Here is a 21350-nt window from a genome sequence, read left to right as displayed (position 1 = left end):
TGCTCCTCTAATTGGATTGTTGGGTGTTGAACATGCCGGGTCGCAGAATGGAGGCCTTGGCTTGTACCGCAAACTTGATTGTCGGGAAAATAGTGTCCCATTCCTTCTCGTGTTTCTTCCACAGCTGCGGATATTTCCGGTGGAACGCACCTGCAATATTGAAAATATCGGCTTTATATTTGTTCCGTGCCTCATCCACTGCCAGATAAATACGCTCTTCTATATTATGCTCAAGCTGCTTCTCAATACTGCTCAAGCTGGCAGCGCTTTGAGCGATATTAATCCCCGTTGTGTTTTGAATCAGTTGATTTTTGCATGAGACATGAATCGTAACGGACCATTCACCGTTTGTATAGACGGGTTCAAGGAAGGTGCGATTTCGCAGCAATTGAACGGACAAAGTACCCTCTGAATGCTCCGGACGTATCGTTATGATCGCATTATCCATTTTATCAACGGCCCACAGAATGCCCCGCGATACACGGTTGTTGGCTACACCGATTAACCTGCCTTTATACAGGATTGCCGTTCCATCAATATAGCCGATGCCCTTGGTCTGGTCGTTCTGATGAGGGGTCTGCAGTATATCCACCCAGGGCAGCAGGGCAGTCTTACTCTCGTCCTCCAGCATCTCCATCAAATGGGCCATGGTCGAGCTGATGCTTGTTTTGTTGAGAGCCATCTCGCGCAGAACCTCAGACGTATTACGCTCCAGCACGGAGTGCTTCTCCAAGATCTCCCTCGCCCTTCCTTTGCTGACGAAGATAAAGGAGCGCTCGCGCGGTTCTGTATCCCGCATAAGGTAGTCCAGCTCATTCTTCACTCCTTGCTTCGCCTTGTCTTCGCCAAATATATATACCGCGGTGTGCCCCCAGAATATCCTGCGTGAGAACTTCGTCTGCAGCTGGGCGAGCGCATCGGCAATATTGGAGCCGGAGGCTGTCTGAACAAAGGTCGTGCCTATTCCCCCTGTAGCCTCCCCGCTGCTCTGATCGCCCTGCGAGGAGTCTTGAGGAATAAAGATTTGAACACTAACCTCAATAAGGTCATCATCACGCTGGTCAATGGCCAGACCTGTGACAAGCGCCAGGTCGTTCACCTCCTTGCGGTCCCAGCAGCCTCCGAGCAGGGGGGCCAATACTAGGGCAGCCAGCACAGCTGAAGTAAGTCGCGTGCGCCGGCTCATGGAGAAGATCCTTCCTCTCCTGGCCGGGGACGGTCGAAGGAGGACTGCCGGATTGTTTTTCGGCGTCCGGTTAAGCTCGGCCGCTTGCGGTTACTCCAGATGGGCCCGCGCATGAGCGTATCCAGCATTTCACTCCATTTCATCGGCGCAAGGGGCTGCAGATAGGGTACGCCAAGCGAACGGATGCTGCACAGATGAATAATGATGGCGATGACGCCAAGCATCAGGCCTAGAAGACCGAACATCCCCGACAAGAACATAATGGGAAAACGTAACAGCCGAATGGCAATACCAGCGCTGTATTGCGGCAGCAGAAAGGAGGCGATACCGGTAATCGCCACAACCATAACCATTGGGGAGGATACGAGCCCTGCTGAGGTGGCAGCCTGCCCGATGACCAGCGCGCCGACGATGCTGACTGCGGACCCCACCTGCTTAGGCAGGCGTACACCGGCTTCACGCAGCGCCTCGAAGGAGATCTCCATCAGCAGCGCCTCGATCAGTGCGGGGAACGGAATATTCTCCCTTGATTTCGCAATGCTAAGCAGCAGCGAAGGGGGCACCATCTCCTGATGGAACGTCAGCACCGCCACATACAGCGAGGGCAGCAGCAGCGAAGTGAACAGGAACAGAAATCTCAGCCAGCGGATGAAGGTGCTGATGATGAAGCGCTGATAATAGTCCTCCGGCGATTGCAGCATGGAGAAAAAGGTCGTTGGTGCAATGAGGCAGAAGGGTGTGCCGTCCACCATAATGCCGATTCTCCCCTCCAGCAGGGCAGCGCTGACCACATCGGGACGTTCGGTGACTTGAATCTGCGGAAATGGCGAATACGGGTGGTCTTCGATCAGACCCTCGATATAGCCGCTTTCCAGCACGCCGTCGATGTCAATTTTCTCAATGCGGGTTCTGACCTCCTCCACCAGCGAATGATTGGCCACGCCTTCGATATGGGCAATGATGACTGTCGTCTTCGTGTAACGGCCGACCTGAATCGGAGTTAGCTTCAGCGAAGGATCTTTAATTTTGCGGCGCAGCATGGAGGTGTTGACCCCCAGCGTCTCCGTGAAGCCTTCACGCGGCCCGCGAATGATGGATTCTGCTGCAGGCTCCTCGATGCTGCGCTGTTGCCAGCCAGGCAAGCAGAAAGCAATGCCGAACGGCAGCTGATCGACGAGCAGTGCGACGCTTCCATTAGAAATATAGTGCAGCAGATCGTTGAAGCTGGTAGCGATGACAACCTGGCTGGTAGTGACGACTGAGCATATATAGGCAAAATCAACCTTGGCCGAATTAGCCTGGGGCTCCAGCAGCGGGGCCAGAACATGCAGATCCAGAAGGGATTGGTTAACCATTCCGTCAATATACATCAGGAAGGCGTCTGCCTGGCCGGCGAGCGGGAAGGTTCTGGTTTTGACATCTGAGGAATCACTGTATATTTTTTTGATAATGTCCATATTATCTGCCAGCCTAGGGCTGAAGGGCATATCCCGGTACTCTAGCACACCCGCCATTTGAATGCTCCTTACGTGATGAGTGATTGTGATTTCTTCATAGGTTGGCACTTTCTGGCGGTTTTCATGCACCTGCCGGGGAAGCGGAGCGTTTCTTTTCACGGAAGAGTGGTAATAAATGAAATGGATCATTACTTAGGAGGGACTAGACTATGAATACACAGGAGCCCCGTTCGCAAGGTCTTCCGCAATTTCCGGAATCGTTATGGGTAGGCAGCACCGGGCGGCCGTCTTTTCCGAGACTAGCGGAAGATCATGTCACAGACGTAGCTATTGTAGGGGCAGGAATTACCGGGATTACTACCGCTTATCTGCTGTCCAAGGCCGGATATAAGGTCACACTGCTTGAAGCCGGGCAGATCCTCGGCGGGGCTACCGGCTATACCAGTGCCAAAATCTCCGCCCAGCACGGTATGATCTATCATGATCTGGTGAAGCATTTCGGCGAGGAGCAGGCCCGGATGTATTATCAGTCGAACAGCGAGGCCATGGAGTGGATGATTGCCACAGCGGAGGAGCTGGACCTGTCCTGCGGGATGAAGCGGGAGGCTGCCTATCTGTATGCGGATCAAGGCGACGAGAAGACACTCAAGGCGTTGAATAAGGAATTCGAGGCTTATGGCAAGCTGAGACTGCCCGGAGAGTGGCTGGATCAGGTCCCCCTGCCGCTGGGCGCGGGCGGGGCCATCCGGATGCCGGATCAGGCCCGTTTTCATCCGCTGGAGTATCTGAAGGGGCTGCTGCAGGCGGTTCTGGACAGGGGCGGCACCGTATTTGAGCATACGATGATCGGGGAGAAGGTCGATACGGACGGACAGATAACCCTGCATACCGAGGGAGAGAAGTTCCAGATCCGTTGCCGCCATGCCGTGTCGGCTTCCCACTTCCCCTTCTATGACGGCGGGTCCCTCTACTTCTCGCGGCTGCATGCCGAACGCTCCTACTGCCTGGCATTCGAGCCGGAGACGGATTATGAGGGCGGCATGTATCTGAGTGCCGGTGAACCGACCCGTTCGCTGCGGGCCGTGGAGTGGGGAGACAGGAAGCTGGTCATCGCCGGCGGGGAGAACCACAAGACTGGCCAAGGCATCTGTACGTTCGGCCACTATGAGAATCTGGAGCGGTTCGCCGGGAAGCTGCTGGGCATCCGCAGTATTCCGTTCCGCTGGTCCACCCAGGATCTGATCACGCTGGACCGGGTTCCCTATATCGGCAAGCGCGCGGAGGACGAGGAGATCTATATCGCCACCGGCTTCGGGAAGTGGGGCATGACGAACGGAACCGTGGCTGCCCGCCTGATCGCAGACGGCATTCTGGGGAGCAGTACCCCCTACACCGGGCTATATGATCCCTCACGCTTCAAGGCGGTGCCCGCCATCAAGAACTTCATTGTGCAGAACCTCTCGGTTGCCAAGGAGCTGGTCGCCGGAAAAGTGGAGATTGTACACACCAAGACAAAGGATCTGGAGCCGGATCAGGGGGCTGTTGTCTTCCATGACGGCAAACGCATTGGTGCCTACCGCGACCCTGAGGGCCAATTGCATCTTGTCGACAGAACCTGTACACACATGGGCTGTGAATGCGAATGGAATAACGCCGAGCGCTCCTGGGATTGCCCCTGCCACGGCTCCCGCTTCTCCTATGAAGGCGATGTACTCGAAGGTCCGGCAACCGTGCCGCTTAAGACAATTACGCCGGAAGACTAAAGAAGGAAGACCTGTCGCTGCGGGACATTAGCGGTACGGGGGGGCCTGGGCCAGCAGCCTGCACTGCCGGAGCTGCGGCTCCGGCGTGATTGTGCCCGGCCGCTCAGGTATAATAGACAGTATCTTCTAGAATTACCCTTCATTCTATATACAAGGAGCGTGACGACAGGTTATGGATTTGAGAGGAACCAGTATTGTCATTACAGGTGCAGGCAAGGGAATCGGCAAGGCGCTCGCTATGGCGCTGGCTAAGGAAGGCGCCAACCTGGGGCTGATCTCCAGAACCTCTGCGGATCTGGAGGCACTGAAGGCGGCGCTGACTGAGGTGTACGACATCAAGGTCAGTATCGCCGTGGCCGATATTGCAGTCCGTGAAGAAGCAGAGCGGGCAGTAGTGGCGCTGCAGAAGGATCTCGGGCCCTTCGACGCGCTTATTAACAACGCCGGGATCGCCCAGTTCGGCACGTTCCTGGAGATGGACCCGGCAGACTGGGAACGGCATATGCAGATCAACCTGTTCGGGGCATACTATGTGACCCGCGCGGCACTGCCTGCGATGATTGAGCGTTCGGGCGGCAATATCATCAACATCTCCTCCACCGCAGGAGAACGCGGCTTCGCCACAGGCTCCGCCTACTGTGCCTCCAAGTTTGCTCTCATGGGCATGACGGAGTCACTGGCGATGGAGGTACGCAAGCATAATATCCGTGTCGTAGCGCTAACCCCAAGCACCGTGAATACAGGCCTTGCTTCCGATGCGGGTCTTAAGATCGGGGACGAGGACCGGATGATGCAGCCGGAGGATGTGGCCGAGCTGACGCTGGCTGCGCTTAAGCTGCCTGACCGCGTCTTCCTGAAGACCGCAGGCATCTGGACCACGAATCCGCAATAAAGACAGTCTTTATGTAAAGTAAAGCCCTACAAGGAGGACTTGGCATGCTGGTAGTTACCAATACGATTAAGATCAAGGAAGGGCATGGTGAAGCGCTGGCCTCCCGGTTCAGCGCAGATAACGGGGTGCAGAGCATCCCCGGCTTCATCCGCATGGAGGTGTGGCACGGCGCGCCTAAGGAAGGCGTGGAAGAGCTGAAGATCTGCACTGTGTGGGAGAATGAGGAAGCATTGAACGGCTGGACCTCCAGTCCCGCCTTCCGGGACTCGCACCGCGGTGCCGGCCGGAACGAAGCTATTGTCGGTTCCTCGCTCGACAAGTACGAGCTGGTGCACAGCCGCACTCCGGACGTTCAGGCTGACTAGTCTGCTTCTTAAGCAGCACTTAGTGGAGAGGCCGGCCGTTTAGGACGGTCCTCTTTTCTGCGTGAAGGATAAGATTCTTGTGAGACATACTATGTATATGCTGTGTGTACAGCGTAGCTCATAGCTTTGGTGTCCTTCTCAACAAGTGGAAACAGCTTTGCCGTCCTTTTAAAGGACGGTACCGTTTCGGCGAGAAATAGAAGCATAATTTATAGCGCGAACATATAAATTAAATTACCTTCACGCGAGCACAATGTATGCTGTTTTTCGCATACATTCGCTTCATATGCCTGCTTGCGAGCACAATGTATGCTGTTTTTCACATACATTTGGACCATATGCCTGCTTGCGAGCACAATGTATGCTGTTTTTCACATACATTTGGCCCATGCGCCTGCTTGCGAGCACAATGTATGCTGTTTTTCGCATACATTTGGTCCATATGCCTGCTTGCGCACCGAATGTATGCTGTTTTTCGCATACATTCGCTTCATATGCCGCTATAACAGCCTATTGTATTCGGTTTTAAGCGTCCCTTCAGTCACATTCAGCATCACAGTCACTCTACGTATCATTTCGAAGAACTCTTATCCACAAATGTACATACCTTTTTACAGTGGAGGAAACTGTAGTTTTCTATAATACAAGTGGACACGGCATTGCCGTCCTTTTAGAGGACGGTACCTATTCAGCTACAAAGATATGGATAATTATAGCGCGAAGCATATAAATTATCTTTAAACAAAAGGCTGTCACAAAAGCCATTTCATGGCTTTTTGTGACAGCCGCTTTGTTATTGCTGTGTATCCGAAGCAGACGCTTCACTGATCTCCTGATGCTTGCCCGGCCAGAAGGCTACGCGGCCAAAGAGGACGGTGATGGCCGGGACCAGAAACGGACGGACAACGAAGGTATCCAGCAGGACACCGATCGCAGTGATAATCCCGAACTGGACAAGCACCTGAATCGGAAGGCTTGCCAGCACGGCGAACGTACCGGCCAGGATAAGTCCGGCAGAGGTGATGACCGAGCCGGTCTCATTCACACCTTCTGCAATCGCCTGCTTCAGAGGCATATGCTTCCGCTTTTTCCAGATATTCGAGATCATGAAGATGTTGTAATCCTCCCCGAGCGCCACCAGGAAGACGAAGGAATACAGCGGAATGGAGCCTTGTATCGCGTCTGCTCCAAGCACATAATGAATGATGATCCAGCCAAGGCCCAGTGCTGAGAAGAACGACAGGATTACCGTCCCCACCAGATACACTGTGGCTACGACAGATCTGAGATAGACCAGCAGCAGCACCGTAATCAGGCCGATAACGACCGGTATGATCAGATCGGTGTCCCGTTCTCCAAGCTCCTTGGTATCGTGCTGGGTAGCAGTCTGGCCGCTGATCCATACCTTATCCTGCGCGTTCTCAATCCCGGATTCCGTCAGAGCCGACTCAACCGTAGCCTGTAGTGCCGGGATATGGTCCATCGCCTCAATTGAATACGGATTGTCCTTGAACTCAATATCATAGGCAGTAATCTTGGGGTTGACGGCACCCTGCTGCGGGTCTGAGACCACATCCACATAGGATAGGCTGCTCAGCACGGATTTCAGGTCTTCTCCGCCGGATAACCCTTCCGTATCCACCATCAGCTTGGCAGGGGCCAGCTCACCGGGGGAGAATTGCTTGCCGATCAGGTCGAAGCCTTCCCGCGACTCCATAGTCTTCGGGAACGACGACAGAATATCGTAAGTGAACTTAATTCCGCTGGAGAATGAGGCCAGCACTCCCAAAAGCACCACTGTAATTCCGACAATGGCCCACGGGCGGGATACCACCAGGTATCCGATTCCCTTGCGGCGTACTGGCTGCGGCTGCGGCACCGGTTTGCCCTTGGCCTTAGCCCGCTCCGCTTCCATCTGCGGCGTACGCGGCACGAATGGGAAGAACGAGGTCCGTCCGAAGATCGCCAGCAAGGCCGGAACCAGGGTCAGACTGGCTACCCCCATAATCAGAATGGAGACGCTGAACGGCACTGCAAACCGGTGGTACGCGCCGTATTTGGCCAGCAGCAGAGCGAAGAGAGCCAGCACTACGGTGAAGCCGCTCATCGCAATCGCCCCCGAGGAGTGGGAAATGGCGCTCAGCAGTGCACGCCCCTTATTCTCCTCCACCTTCAGCATCTGGCGGAAGCGCGAGATCAGGAACAGGCAATAGTCTGTCCCTGCCCCGAAGAGCAGCACCGTCATAATCGAAACCGCCTGCGAATCCACCGTAATCCAGCCTTCCTTGGCCATCAGACCAAGCACCGGGCTGGTTACGCCATAAGCAAAGCCTACAGCAACCAGCGGAATCAACGCCAGGATAGGTGAACGGTAGATCAGCAGCAGGAAGACCAGCACCAGAATGACGGTGGCAATCAGCAGCGATACATCGGCATTCTTGAATAGCCCTGTAGCATCTACTGAGATTCCAACCGGGCCGGATACGCGCAGGCTTAAGTCTCCGCTGTCCGGCTTGGCGGCAGACGGGTCAGTCCCCGTCTCCGTCCGGACCAGCTCCTTCAGACTCTTGAGCGACTCCCCAAGCTGGTCGCTGTCTGCCGTCTTGTCGAACAGTACCGGGGTAACGAGCGTGCTCCGGTCCTCCGACAGGGACGCCTGCAATGCTTGCGGCGGCAGCTTGCCCAGCGGCGGCACGAAGTTCTGATGCTCAAGAGGCTGCTGCTCAAGCTTGCTGTATACTGCGGTTATATGTACGAGATCCTCCTCCGGGATTCCGCCGTCACGATGCCACACGAGCAGTGCCGGCACTCCGCTTCCGGCGGGAAATTCTCTCTCGGCAACGGCCGATGCCCGCACCGACTGTGAATCCTCCGGCAGATTGGAAGCATTGCCCGCAACCTGCGAATTCACCGAAGGCCATAGCATTGTAAGCACCCCAACCAGTACAATCCACACCAGCAGCGTGATCCATTTGGTCTTGCTCCCTGCTACCCATTTTCCGTAGCCCGACATACCTTTCATCCTCTCTCCTATCCGTCCGCCCAAAAAATGAGCCGCGGGTCATTTTGATATCCTTATCATATATACCCCGAAAATTTTAAGCAAATCTTTTTTCTGAAATTTAGAACAACTAAAGTTATCACTGCCGTTACTGCCCCCTGGAATGCCTGTACTTGTGCCGTAGATGCCGTGGACACAGGGGAATTCCACACTCTATTTCTAGTATAATCTGGAAACTACTATATAATACACAGGCGGCTACAGACTATGACTTGAACCCTGCATAGAAATCTTGCAGAAATTGCAACTTCCCCCTCACAGACAAGCTGGTATTTAGAGGATTGCTGCACAAAATGCAGGAATTTTTATTAGTAGCCTATGGATGGAGCAGGAATGCTGCTTTCTGTGCAACAATTTGAGATTTAGGCTAATTGGATGCGGGGAAATTTGTATTATATGCAGGAAAAGTTAGATTGGTGGAATCGAGTGGCGGCAAAGGTAAGCGGTGAGTTGGTGCGTGGGTTGATGAGTGAGTAAGTCAGTGAGTGAGTGCAAAAAAACGTTCATACAGAGAATGTCCGAAGACGCTCTGCATGAACGCTGGTTAAAGTCGGCTGTGGTATACAGCTGTCTGTAGAACTATTCTATTACAAACTCAGATCAGCCTGCGTCCGGCAGATCATCCCCGGAGAACTGGCTGTTATAAAGATCGGCATAGAAGCCGCCGGCTTCCAGCAGTTCCACATGGGTGCCCTTCTCGATGACACTGCCCTGGTTCATCACCAGGATCAGGTCGGCGTCCTTGATGGTGGACAGGCGGTGAGCGATCACGAAGCTCGTTCTGCCGTGCATCAGCGTGTTCATCGCCTTCTGGATCTGCACCTCTGTGCGCGTATCTACGCTGCTGGTGGCTTCATCCAGAATAAGGATGGACGGATCAGCCAGAATCGCCCGGGCGATGGTAAGCAGCTGCTTTTGACCCTGGGAGATGTTGGAGGCCTCTTCATTCAGAATCGTGTCATACCCGAGCGGCAGCGTACGGATGAAATGATCGGCATGCGCAGCCTTGGCTGCACGCACCACATCAGCCTCCGTAGCCCCTTCCCGGCCGTAAGCGATATTATCGCGGATCGTTCCGTTGAACAGCCAGGTATCCTGGAGCACCATACCGAATTTGCTGCGCAGCTCGCTGCGCTTCATATCGGTGATGTTCACCCCATCGATCACAATCTCACCGCCGCTGATCTCATAGAAGCGCATGAGCAGGTTGATCAGCGTGGTTTTGCCGGCTCCGGTTGGCCCTACAATCGCGATGGTCTGTCCCGGACTGACCTCGATGTTCATGTCTTCAATCAGGAGTTCACCCGGCTTGTAGCCGAACTGCACGTGACGGAACTCCACAGAGCCCTCTTCTGCATCTGCTGGACGTTTCGCCAGTGTAGCAGCCGTTTCAGGAACTTCCTCTTCCTCATCCAGCAGTTCAAATACACGTTCTGCCGAAGCGATGGTTGATTGAATGATGTTGGCAATATTCGCGGTCTGCGTAATCGGCATAGTGAATTGGCGCGAATACTGGATGAACGCCTGGATGTCACCGACATCGATTGCTTTTTTGGTCACGAAGATCCCGCCGACCACACATACCAGCACATACCCCAGGTTCCCGATGAACATCATCAGCGGCATAATAATCCCGGAGATGAACTGGGAGCGCCAGCCGGAGTTATAGAGGTCCTCATTGATGGCATTGAAGTCCTTCAGGGAGTTCTTTTCCCGTCCAAAAGCCTTGATAATCCGGTGCCCGGTATACATCTCCTCCACATGTCCATTCAGCTGGCCCAGCGATTTCTGCTGTCCGACAAAATAGGTCTGGGAGCGCTTGGTGATCAGCATAATCACCACGAAGCTCAGCGGCAGCGTAACGATCGTAATCAGAGTCAGCCACGGGCTGATCGTCAGCATCATCACAATAACCCCGACAATCGTCACAATGGAGGTGATCAGCTGGGTCAAGCTCTGCTGCAGGGTGGTACTGATGTTGTCCACATCATTGGTCGCCCGGCTGAGAATCTCCCCGTGGGTCCGGGAATCGAAATATTTCAGCGGCAGCCGCTCCAGCTTGCTGTTGATCTGCTCACGCATATCGTATACAACCTTCTGTGCCACACCAGCCATTACATACTGCTGAATATAACTGAACAGCGCACTGAACAGATACAGGCCTGCCAGCAGGATCAGAATATCATTCACATAGCCAAAATCAATCTTAGCTCCAGGCACGCCCATTATTTTGCCATAAGCGCCCTCGAACAGCTTGGTCGTTGCCTTCCCCATGACCTTGGGGCTGAAAATACTGAATACGGTACTGGCAATCGCCATCACGAATACAATCAACAGCTGGACCTGGCGCGGACGTAAATACCGGACCAGGCGGCGCAGGGTGCCCTTGAAATCCTTCGCCTTCTCCGCCGGCATTCTCATGCCGGGACCGCCGCCCGGCCCCCCGCCGAAGCCGCCGTGTCTGCCGCCCTGCGGCGGCTTGACTGCTTTGTTCTGCTCACTCATGCTATTTCCTCCTCTGACAGCTGCGAGGATACAATCTCGCGGTACACCTCATTGTTGTCCAGCAGCTCGCGGTGCGTGCCCATTCCGACAATCTTACCTTCATCCAGTACGATAATCCGGTCTGCATCCATTACCGTGCTTACCCGCTGTGCGACGATAAGGACCGTAGATTCCGTGGTCTCCTCCTTGAGCGCAGCACGCAGCTTGGCATCGGTCTTGAAGTCCAGCGCGGAGAAGCTGTCATCGAACAGATATACCTCCGGCTTCCGGACGAGGGCACGGGCGATCGACAGACGCTGCTTCTGGCCGCCGGAGACGTTGCCGCCCCCCTGGGAGATGCTTGAATCGAAGCCGTCCTTCATTGCCGTGACGAAGTCATAGGCCTGTGCCACCTTGGCCGCATGAAGAATTTCTTCCTCGGTAGCATCCTCTTTACCGTAACGGATATTCTCGTTGATGGTACCGGTGAACAGCACGGCTTTTTGCGGAATATAACCAATCTTGCTCCGCAGATCCTCCTGCGTCATCTGGCGGACATCCACACCGTCCACACTCACCGTGCCCTCTATTGCATCATAGAATCTCGGAATCATGTTCAGCAGCGTGGACTTGCCTGACCCTGTTCCGCCGATAATGGCGGTAATCTCACCGGGACGCGCACTGAAGGTAATGCCCGACAAGGCTGCCTGCTCTGCACCCGGATAAGCGAAGGATACGTTGTCGAACTCCACATACCCGCGCAATCCGTCACGGCCGTCCCCTTGTGTAGCTGTAGCCGTAGTCTTCAGTTCCGCAGAGGTAGGGTCCTTAATCTCAGGCTGCATATCCAGCACTTCATTAATGCGCAGCGCTGAGGCAGAAGCTCTTGGAATCAGCACGAACATCATCGATACCATGATCAGCGAGAACATGATCTGCATTGCATACTGAATGAAAGCCATAAGGGAGCCGACCTGCAGATCCCCGTCTCCGATACGGATTCCTCCGTAATACAGAATGGCAATCATCGAGAAGTTCATTACGATCATCATCAGCGGCATGAGCCCCGCCATTACCTTGTTGACTTTAATCGCCGTGTCGGTAAGGTCGCGGTTGGCCGCACTGAACCGTCTGTTCTCATGCTCGATCCGGTTGAAGGAGCGGATGACGCGGATACCGGTCAGGTGCTCACGCAGCACCAGATTTAATTTATCCAGCTTGATCTGGATCGCCTTGAACAGCGGAAGGCCCTTCATTCCGATGAAAAATATCGCTCCGACCAGCAGCGGAATCACCACTACAAAGATCAGCGAGAGCTTGGCGTCCTCCGACACCGCCATAATAATCCCGCCGATCATCATCATCGGGGCACCGACCATCATGCGGAGCATCATAGTCAGGACGGTCTGAACCTGTGTAATATCATTAGTGGTACGTGTAATCAATGAGGCCGTACCCAGCTTATCGAATTCATGGAGCGTAAAGTTCTCTACATGATTGAAGACCCGGGAACGGGTATTCTTCCCGAAGCCTGCCGCCACCCTGGCTGACAGATAACTGGCAATAATAGAGCATAGCACACCTCCAGCAGCCACCAGCAGCATGAAGCCGCCGATTCTCCAGATATAAGGCTGGTCTCCGTCCACAATTCCTTTGTCGATAATGTCGCTCATCAAGGTAGGCAGATACAAATCACCCATGGATTGCAGGAATACCAGAATCAATACCCCTGCGATGGCCAAGCGGAAGGGCTTCAGTTGTTTCATTAATTTAATCATGCTTCTCATCTCCGTTCATTTGTAGCCGGTCTAGATTAGGCGGAGGATTATCCTCCATAAAGGCATAGACTTTCAGCAGCAGTTCCGCCAGTTGATCAGATTCTTCCTCACCCAAATACTCCACCATCCGGTTAAGTGTGGCGTCCATATGATCCCTGGCCCTGCGGGTAATTATTTTCCCCTGTTCAGTCAACTTGATGCGCACTACCCTCCGGTCAGACGGATCAGCCTGCCGTTCTACCATCTGCTTGGCCTCAAGACTGTTAATCAGCTGGGTTACCGTTGGCGGAGTCAGTCCCAGGAAACGGCTGATCTCCGACACCTTAAGTCCCAGATCTGAAGTATGCGACGCCCGTGCAATACATATCAGTAAAGTCATCTCACTTGGCTTATGCCCCTCCACCGAGTGATGCCAATGCCCTTTGCGCAGCTTCCGAAGTGCAGAGAAAAGCTTGTGTCCGACTGAGTTTTCACCTTCGCGATTTATCCCAATGCTTCCACCCCATTTTTAGTTAGGTTCCCAAATAATTAAACCATGCATTAATTAGGCTACCTAATTATATTTTCGTACCTGCAATTTGTCAATTCCTGATTATGCTCTTACTATGTAATTTATTTCACATTACCACGCACAAACGCTCCCTCGACACAGAAGGCCGGGGAGTCTCTCTTAGCTATACAATTAACCGCTCTAATCCGCTTTAGAATTCCACTCCGTGTTCAACAGCGGTAAAGCCTTTCACCTTCGACCTCTGGTCTGTTCCTGTACCCGCAAGAATGAAGCTAAACAATACCAAAACGCTGGCCGTCATCAACAGTGATCTCTTCATGCGCTCTCACCTCCCTGATCAGTTCCCGGTACGCATTCTGCTGGGTATCCGAAGCGTAGTCTCTGTTCACTTCAAATAAGGTTACACAATTAATAAAGTCCTTGCCGCTGTTCAGCCTGATGGTCAGTCGCAGACAATGAATGATATAGTCAATTCCCTTGGTATACTGGTTGCGGGAGATATGGTAGATCGCAATCTGATAATAGAGACGATACACCCGGTCTACATTAATCGTATCCTGGAATTGTTCAAACCGCAGCATCTCCCGGGAAAAGCGCGACATCACCGCATCAGCGGAGAACCCGAAGCGGTTGGCCGACTCCATAATGATCACCATGCCGGACAGAATCTCGCCGGGATGCTCGGACAAGAAAGCGATATAGGACGGCAATACAGAGATATTGCCCATCAGAATCTCCAGCGTGAACCCGTTGGCCGTAGCAAACAGCTTGAAGCTGTCCACACTGCTGCGCCCCTCGTCATCCAGCATCTCGAACCATCCCAGGTCCGCATAGCCGGCGGTATATTTCTTGGCCTGCTCATACTCCCCCTGCTTGGTAAGCGCCGATGCCTTCAGCAGATAACCGTGCCCGTAATAGACTACCAGCGGACGTTCTGCCTGAAAGGGCTCTGCCCTCTTCCCCTTAATGCGGCGCAGCTCCTCACGGTAGGTTCCGCTTGCTAATGCCCTCAGCTCGTCGGCGAACTTCTCTACATCCTTCCAGCGGTGCAGCGCGAAGCATACCTTCGCCAGCTTCAGCAGCCCGTCCAGCTGCATCTCCTCGGGAAGCAGTCCACGATACGGCTCGAAGCTGATTACAGCGCGCAGCTTCTGCTCCATATCCACATCGGGCGTGGACTGCAGCGACTTGAAGATACGGTACTGGCTAATCGCCATGCGCTCGGAATAGCTGTCTTGTTCATGGTCTACAATCAGCTTGTAGAATACGATGGACTCCTGTACTTTGCCGCTGCAGAATAGCCTCTCTGCCACCCTGTAGATGATATCCAGCGGCCGCTGATATTCCATAATCCGCCTCAAGACCTCTTCAATGCATTGCTGCTTGCCCATCTCGGCACATTTGACCAGGAAAGGCTCAATGCGGCGGCGGGAGATCCGTTCTTCACTGAAGCACTCATCCACATACAGCGGATACAGCCAGCCTTCCGGGAAGCCGAAGGCCCGGATCATGGCATCAAGCTGTCCCAGCGAGATGGGCTTCGGCGGATTGCCGTGAAGAATGGCGCTGAGACTGCCGCGGTTCAAGCCGGAGATTTTGGCAAATGAGGCAAGATTATGGCCCGAGCGGGACAGACTCTTCTCGATTTCTGTACGTAATGTAGTCAGCTTCGCCTCCACCCGGCACCTCCCTATCCATCATTCAGGTTATCCTTCTATTAATTGCCATTATAGGACAACACTATGAAAAGCACAACAAAATGGCCCCACATTAGTAGGACCATGATTAGCATTCACCATCGATTATTGCTGCAAAGCCGCCTGATTCCTGATCCGCTGGCTCTTCTTATTCTTGCCGTAGGGCGCGGCTCCATTCTTCCGGCTGCGCAGGCTCTCCATCATCAGGTTCTGGGCCATCACAATATATCCATCCAGCCGCTGGCTTAACTCCAGCACCGCATGATCGCTCAAACTCCGCTCCTGGGCTACCTCCAGCAGCTCGCTTCTTAAATTCTCTATAGTAAGGAACAGCTCATCTTCTCTGTAATCCCGGCCGTTAGCATCAGGAGAATTCTGGTAAAGGTTCACGGTTACTCACCTTCTCTCTATCAACTTCTCCCCTATCATAAATCATGATGCCAAAAAACAAAATTTGCAAAAAAAGAAAAAAATGTCGGCGGAAGTATAAATAAGCTCTGTTATTTATATATCCTCCGCAGGCTCAGACGGCGAATACCGCTCCCCGAGCATATTCATCGCAAAGGCAATCCACTCCCTGGCGGCAAAGGAGAGATAGCGGTCCTTGCGCCAAATCATACCCAGCTGCCAGGGAATCACCGGCTCGGTCAGCGGAATAACTGCAATCCGCGTACGGTCGATATCCCGGCAGATGGTCTCCGGCAGCAGCGCAATGCCCATTCCGGCGGCGACCATCCGGCTGATGAGATCCCACTGGGAGCTTTCATAGACCACCTTGGGCTGAAAGCCCGCCTTGACGCATTCCGAGATGATCCGGTCATGCAGAGCGAAGTCTTCCCGGAACAGGACGAACTCCTCTTCGGCCAGCTCTTTCAGCGGCACCTGCTGCGCTGCGTCCAGCCGGTGTCCGGCGGGAACCAGCAGCTCCAGCCGCTCCTCCACGAAGGTAAAGCTATGGAACCGCGCCTGGTCCACCGGGAGCACAATCGCTCCGATATCGAGCAGGCCGGATTCTACGTCATCCTCCACTTTCTTTGCCCCGTCCTCATGCAGCCGGATCGTCACCTCGGGGTACTTGCGGTGGAATTCCCCGATGACCGCCGGGAAGAAGCTCGCCCCCACCATGGGCGGCAGTCCGATACGGATATGCCCCTGCTTCAGATTGCGCAGGCTGTCCAGCTCGGCGGAGAGGCTGGCAAAGGACTCTACAATGTTCTGCGCCTTGATGAGCAGCAGCTCTCCGGCATCCGTCAGGCGGATGCTCCGGCCCTCGCGGTAGAACAGATCGGCCCCCAGTTCCGTCTCCAGATTGCGGATCATCTTGCTGATGGTCGGCTGGGTGATATACAGCGATTCTGCGGCTCTGGAGAAGCTGTTCAGCCTTGCGGCCTGCACGAAATACTCCAGTTGTCTGATATCCATTAGGCACCCTCCATGTATAGACAATTAGAATGTGAGATATTCAATCTATTCATTGTACCTATGAAAGAATCAGATGTAAAATTTCAGTAAGAGATGAAAGGAGGTAATCATGATGAAAAAGATTGCCTTAGGCTTACTGCAGGTGGCCGGACTAACCGTGTTCTCCCTGCTGGTTAACGGATTAACCTCACTGCTGCATATTCCGCTTCCCGGAAGCATTATCGGGATGATTCTATTATTCCTGCTGCTCGAATCCGGCGTGATCCGTCTGAACTGGGTGGAGGCAGGAGCTTCGTGGCTGCTGGCTGAGCTGCTGCTGTTCTTCATTCCATCGGCTATCGGGGTGATGAACTATTCGAAGCTGCTGGAATCCTTCGGCCTGCAGGTGTTGGCTGTTGTGCTCGTGGGCACCTTTGCTGTCATGGCCAGCTCAGGTCTGCTGACAGGTATGATCTATAAAGTAAAGGAGCGTAGAAGCTCATGATGACTGGACTATTATTCCTTGGACTTACCATTACGGTATATCTTATAACTAAACGGATCTATGCGGCCAGCGGTAAAATGTACACTTCTCCGCTGATCATCACTCCGCTGGTAATTATCGGCTTCCTGCTAATTACAGGCAGCTCTTATGAATCCTACAATGCAGGCGGCAAATGGCTGTCAGACCTGCTTCAGCCGGCGACCATCGCCTTCGCGATTCCGCTGCACAAGAACTTCAAGCTGCTCAAAAAGCACGCCGCCGAAATTGCGGCAGGCGTGCTGTCAGGAACGGTAACAGCTGTACTGTCTTCCATGCTGCTGGCCAAATTAATGCACCTGAGCGGAGATCTCGCCACCAGCCTGGTCCCCCGTTCGGTAACTACGCCGATTGCCATGAGCATCTCGCAGAGCATCGGCGGAGTTCCCAGCATCACCGCTGTCTTCGTCATTCTCACGGGCGTACTTGGAACCATGATGGGGCCCTCGGTGCTGCGCCTCTTCCACATTGAGAATGAAGTGGCGCGCGGGGTCTCCCTTGGCACCGCAGCGCATGGCACCGGCACCTCCAAGGCCTTCGAGCTTAGCTCGCTGACCGGCACCATCTCCAGTATCTCAATGATTCTGGCGGCGCTGTTCTCCATCGGCCTGGCACCCGCACTGATCGCCGTGTTCATTCATTAAGCAGCCCTTTGGCCCTAAGACAGAGTCCTACAGCTTCACAGGCAATCCGCTCTGGGCGGATTCATACGCGGCGCAGGTTACCTTCAGCGTCTTGTACCCGTCCTCATAATCGCTGAGAATCCGGGAGCGGTCTCCGGTGCGGACAGCGTACAGGAAGGCCTCGCTCTCTACCGCGTAAGGGTTGCCCGTATTCTTGTATTCCTTGCTGTCCCCGCTGCGGACTTCGAGCAGACGCTCCGGATTCCAGTCCAGCATGCCGTTGTCATTATAGAAGCTGATTCCGGCCTTGTTCACCTCACCGGGCAGCACACAGGTATTGGAGATGCTGGCGATAATGCCGCTTGCAAGCTTGAGCGACACAGTGCCCACATCGGCAACGGTCACCCCTTCATGCTTCTCATGCATAATCCGGTTGCCGAACATGCCGTAGACCTCGGTCACCTCACCGGCCAGATAACGCAGCAGGTCAACAATATGCGTCGTCTGCTCCGTGAATTGCCCGCCCGACTGCTCCTGATTGCGCCACCACGCCACGCCGGGCATTCCGCCCATCCATTCTCCGGTAATCATCCCTACCTTGTCTCCGGCAAGCGTCTGCTTCAGCCGCTGGATATTCTCCTGGTAGCGGAAGTGATAGCCTACCGAGGTCAGCAGCTGATGCTGCTTGATATCCTCCAGCAGACTTGCCGGAATGGCCGTACTTGAGCCTAGCGGCTTCTCGATGAAAAAGGGGATGTCTCTGCGGATCAGCGCCCGTTCAATCGCTCCGTGCGACTGTGGCGGCACACAGATGTAGACAGCATCCAGCTTGTGGCTGTCCAGCATCTCGGTAATCTCCCCGTAGCCTTCGGCCCCGTAAGGGCGGGCCATCTCTTCTCCCTTAAGCTTACTGCTGCCGCAGACTGCCTTCAGCGACACATCCTCCATGCCTGCCAGCAAATCCGCATGTACCTTGGAGAACCAGCCTGTTCCAACAAGTCCGATATTAAGCGTCATGTCATTACCTCCTGAGTTGTCTGGTGAATGCCTTTTCAGTAGATTATACCCGCTTAAGTCATCACAGAGTAGTCCCGCCACTCCTCTGGGAGCAGTTGCCTGTAGGATTGCTGCATGAAGCGGTCGTCAGCGAGCACAATGACTCCGCTGTCGCTCTCACTGCGGATCAGCCGTCCTCCGGCCTGTTGCACCTTGCACATGCCGGGGTAGATATAAGCATAATCGAAGCCGTTCTTGCCCTGTGACTGGAAATAGCTCCGCAGCAGATTGCGCTCCAGCCCCACCTGCGGGAGTCCGACCCCAACCACCATCACCCCGTTCAACCGGTCGCCGGGCAGATCCACCCCTTCGGAGAAAATACCGCCCAGCACGGCAAAGCCAAGCAGCGGCTCCGGGTTATCCGGGCGGAAGGCTGCCAGGAAGCTCTCCCGCTCCGGCTCGCTCATCCCGCTGCCCTGCAGCAGTGTGGGGACTTCAGGGTACTTCTCCGTGAACACCTCATAGACATGCTTCAAGTAGAGATAGGAGGGGAAGAAGACCAGGTAGTTGCCCTTCTTCGAGACCAGGCCTTTGAGCGCATCACTAAGCGGCTGTATAGAAGCCTCACGGTCATGAAACCGGGTGGATATAGGCAGCACAGATACCTGCCACTGCTCTTTGTGAAAAGGTGAGGCCAGGCTCAGACTGTAGTCCTCCGCGCCTGCCCCGATCATATCTCTGTAATACGAGAGCGGCGAGAGGGTCGCAGAGAACAGAATCTGGCTGCGAAAGCTCTTGCCCATCTGCTGCAGCAAATGCGACGGATCGAGATTGAACAGCTTCAGATACACATCACCGCTGCGCACCTCGGCATACGTGACGTAGCGTTCATCGTAGGTTTTGAAGGTGCGGAGCATCGCCTGTACCGCGTAATAGGTATCCAGCAGGCTGTTCTCCCCCTCCTCCTCTGCCAGCGCAGAGCCTGCAGGAGCAGAGGGATTCAGCAGCTCCAGCTCGGCTTCGGCCGCGAAGTTCTCCAGCAGCTCCGGCAGCTCCTCCGGATAGGCCGCCCACTCTCCCGCACCCTTGTCACTACAGCTCTTGCGCAGTGCAATGAAGAAAGCATTCACCGCTTTGGCGGCAGTGCCGAGCCGGGGATTCGCGGTTTTGCAGGTCCGGCTAAGCGCCAGGAAGGGAGCCTTGGTAAGCGAAGCAGAATACATCTCCCGGCCCCGGTCTACCAGATTGTGCGCTTCATCCACCAGCAGCACGGTGTTCTTCTTACGCTCCTCGGACATGCGCTTCAGACTGATACGCGGATCGTAGATATAATTGTAATCGCAGATCACAACATCGCAGGCATAGGCAGCATCCAGCGAGAATTCAAACGGGCAGACCTGATGCTTATGGGCATAGCCGGCAATCGTCTCCCGGGTCATCAGCGTCTCATGCTCCAGCATGTCAATCAGCGCGCCATTGATCCGGTCATAGTACCCTTCTGCATAAGCGCAGGACTCCGTGCCGCAGATGCCTTCCTCCCGGAAGCAGGCCTTCTCCTTCGCCGTCAGCGCAATGACATGCAGATGCAGCCCGCGGCGGTTCAGCATCGCGGCCGCCTCCTGCGCCGCGATCCGCGTAACAGTCTTGGCGGTCAGATAGAAGATACCGGCTGCCTTGCCTTCGCCCAGCGCTTTGACCGCCGGGAACAGGGTGGACATGGTTTTGCCGATGCCTGTCGGTGCCTGGGCGAAGAGGTTCGCCCCCTCAGCAATGGAGGTGTAGACTGCGGCTGCGAAATGGCGCTGGCCGGGCCGGTAGGCTGAGAACGGAAAGAACAGCGCCGTGATACTCTCCCCTCTCTTCGCCTTATACCGGACCATCATCTCGGCATACGGTGCATACCTGCTTATGGTCTCTAGCGCAAAGGCCGTCAGTGCTTCGCGGGACATCTCCCGGTAGAGACTGTACTGCGCCTCGCTTCCCCGCTGTACATAGGTAAGCTTCACGTGGATATAGGGAAGCTCAAGATCTGTTGCCAGCATGTAAGCGTACATGTAAGCCTGGGCCCAGTGTACGTGCTTCCCTTCAAAAGCAGGGTCCGGGATTCCGGCCATGGACTTAATTTCCTCCACTGTCAGGCTCCCATCCTCTGCCGTAAGCAGGCCGTCGCAGCGCCCGTCAATCTGGAACAGCAGCTCTCCGTAAGGAATTCCGGTCTTCAAATAGACCTCCTTGCGGTCTCCTTCCTTGTATTGCTTCTGGATCAGCTGATGGCTGCGTGTCCCCTCCGCCATGGCGGCTCCGCTGCGGAAGCCCGGCTCCAGACTGCCGCTGCTGTAGGCAAATTCTACAAGCGCCCTCACGGACAGTGTGATTTCTGTATGCTCCATCCGTCCCCACCTCCAATAATTTCCGCCAGCTTCCGCTGCGTAAGGCTCATATTCTTCGGTTAACGCCGATATTCCCCCGCCTGAGGGAGTGGCCTGCGCCGGATTCGTTCTAGCCGTAGTTTACGCGCGCTTCAGGGAGTATACGGCCGCTTCTGATTTTTGACATTCCTTCCCTGGCACTGCATAATAAGTTCTATTGATAATG

Annotated in this window: 16 protein-coding genes; 5 read left to right on the top strand and 11 right to left on the bottom strand. The window is 54.5% G+C overall.

What is annotated here, in order from left to right:
• Nucleotides 1-7 precede the first annotated feature (7 nt).
• Both NSU18_RS21835 and NSU18_RS21830 read right to left on the bottom strand, forming a co-directional pair.
• Nucleotides 8-1186: a Ger(x)C family spore germination protein gene (locus NSU18_RS21835; RefSeq protein WP_341150038.1), complete on the bottom strand. Its 1179-nt coding sequence runs from the start codon at nt 1184-1186 to the stop codon at nt 8-10.
• The gene (locus NSU18_RS21830; protein ID WP_341016067.1) at nt 1183-2700 is read right to left on the bottom strand and encodes a spore germination protein; all 1518 of its coding nucleotides are present in this window, start codon (nt 2698-2700) and stop codon (nt 1183-1185) included. The genes NSU18_RS21835 and NSU18_RS21830 overlap by 4 nt, the downstream gene beginning before the upstream one ends.
• Before the next feature lie 152 nt (nt 2701-2852).
• Here NSU18_RS21830 and NSU18_RS21825 point away from each other — a divergent pair, with 152 nt between their 5' ends.
• The 3 genes from NSU18_RS21825 to NSU18_RS21815 all read left to right on the top strand — a co-directional run bounded on the left by NSU18_RS21825 (nt 2853) and on the right by NSU18_RS21815 (nt 5663).
• Nucleotides 2853-4406 carry an FAD-dependent oxidoreductase gene (locus NSU18_RS21825; protein WP_341150037.1) on the top strand — a complete coding sequence of 518 codons (1554 nt, stop codon included), beginning with the start codon at nt 2853-2855 and terminating at the stop codon, nt 4404-4406.
• 172 nt (nt 4407-4578) lie between these two features.
• Nucleotides 4579-5298 carry a 3-ketoacyl-ACP reductase gene (locus NSU18_RS21820; protein ID WP_341016064.1) on the top strand — a complete coding sequence of 240 codons (720 nt, stop codon included), beginning with the start codon at nt 4579-4581 and terminating at the stop codon, nt 5296-5298.
• A gap of 44 nt (nt 5299-5342) precedes the next feature.
• Entirely contained in the window at nt 5343-5663 is a 321-nt protein-coding gene (locus NSU18_RS21815; protein ID WP_341016063.1) for an antibiotic biosynthesis monooxygenase, read from the top strand.
• 793 nt (nt 5664-6456) lie between these two features.
• Here NSU18_RS21815 and NSU18_RS21810 read toward each other — a convergent pair.
• The 7 genes from NSU18_RS21810 to cidR form a co-directional block, all read right to left on the bottom strand.
• Entirely contained in the window at nt 6457-8685 is a 2229-nt protein-coding gene (locus NSU18_RS21810; RefSeq protein WP_341150036.1) for an MMPL family transporter, read from the bottom strand.
• 639 nt (nt 8686-9324) lie between these two features.
• Nucleotides 9325-11229: an ABC transporter ATP-binding protein gene (locus NSU18_RS21805; protein WP_341016059.1), complete on the bottom strand. Its 1905-nt coding sequence runs from the start codon at nt 11227-11229 to the stop codon at nt 9325-9327.
• Nucleotides 11226-12986 (bottom strand): ABC transporter ATP-binding protein, encoded by a 1761-nt coding sequence (locus NSU18_RS21800; protein WP_341016058.1) that lies wholly within the window; start codon nt 12984-12986, stop codon nt 11226-11228. The genes NSU18_RS21805 and NSU18_RS21800 overlap by 4 nt, the downstream gene beginning before the upstream one ends.
• Nucleotides 12979-13365 (bottom strand): MarR family winged helix-turn-helix transcriptional regulator, encoded by a 387-nt coding sequence (locus NSU18_RS21795; protein ID WP_339251986.1) that lies wholly within the window; start codon nt 13363-13365, stop codon nt 12979-12981. Before NSU18_RS21795 ends, NSU18_RS21800 begins: the two co-directional genes overlap by 8 nt.
• Before the next feature lie 404 nt (nt 13366-13769).
• The gene (locus NSU18_RS21790) at nt 13770-15176 is read right to left on the bottom strand and encodes a DNA-binding protein (protein ID WP_341016057.1); all 1407 of its coding nucleotides are present in this window, start codon (nt 15174-15176) and stop codon (nt 13770-13772) included.
• 123 nt (nt 15177-15299) lie between these two features.
• Nucleotides 15300-15584, bottom strand: coding sequence for an aspartyl-phosphate phosphatase Spo0E family protein (locus NSU18_RS21785; RefSeq protein ID WP_341016056.1), 285 nt, complete (start codon nt 15582-15584; stop codon nt 15300-15302).
• A 114-nt stretch (nt 15585-15698) separates the two neighbouring features.
• Complete coding sequence (gene cidR, locus NSU18_RS21780) at nt 15699-16616, bottom strand: cidABC operon transcriptional activator CidR (RefSeq protein WP_341016055.1); 918 nt, start codon at nt 16614-16616, stop codon at nt 15699-15701.
• Between the two features lie 112 nt (nt 16617-16728).
• On the opposite strand from cidR, the gene NSU18_RS21775 reads away from it, so the two are divergent.
• Nucleotides 16729-17100, top strand: a complete 372-nt coding sequence (locus NSU18_RS21775; protein WP_036728241.1) for a CidA/LrgA family protein — start codon at nt 16729-16731, stop codon at nt 17098-17100.
• Entirely contained in the window at nt 17100-17780 is a 681-nt protein-coding gene (locus NSU18_RS21770) for a CidB/LrgB family autolysis modulator (RefSeq protein WP_341018542.1), read from the top strand. The genes NSU18_RS21775 and NSU18_RS21770 overlap by 1 nt, the downstream gene beginning before the upstream one ends.
• Nucleotides 17781-17807: 27 nt before the next feature.
• Here NSU18_RS21770 and NSU18_RS21765 read toward each other — a convergent pair whose 3' ends face one another.
• Both NSU18_RS21765 and NSU18_RS21760 read right to left on the bottom strand, forming a co-directional pair.
• The gene (locus tag NSU18_RS21765; RefSeq protein WP_076159248.1) at nt 17808-18776 is read right to left on the bottom strand and encodes a Gfo/Idh/MocA family protein; all 969 of its coding nucleotides are present in this window, start codon (nt 18774-18776) and stop codon (nt 17808-17810) included.
• A 53-nt stretch (nt 18777-18829) separates the two neighbouring features.
• The gene (locus tag NSU18_RS21760; protein ID WP_341016053.1) at nt 18830-21145 is read right to left on the bottom strand and encodes an ATP-dependent DNA helicase; all 2316 of its coding nucleotides are present in this window, start codon (nt 21143-21145) and stop codon (nt 18830-18832) included.
• Nucleotides 21146-21350 lie beyond the last annotated feature (205 nt).

Source organism: Paenibacillus sp. FSL H8-0048, assembly GCF_038002825.1.
Classification (GTDB): domain Bacteria; phylum Bacillota; class Bacilli; order Paenibacillales; family Paenibacillaceae; genus Paenibacillus_AQ.
Note: the sequence above shows the minus strand (reverse complement) of the source record. Positions and strands in the feature narration are given on the sequence as shown.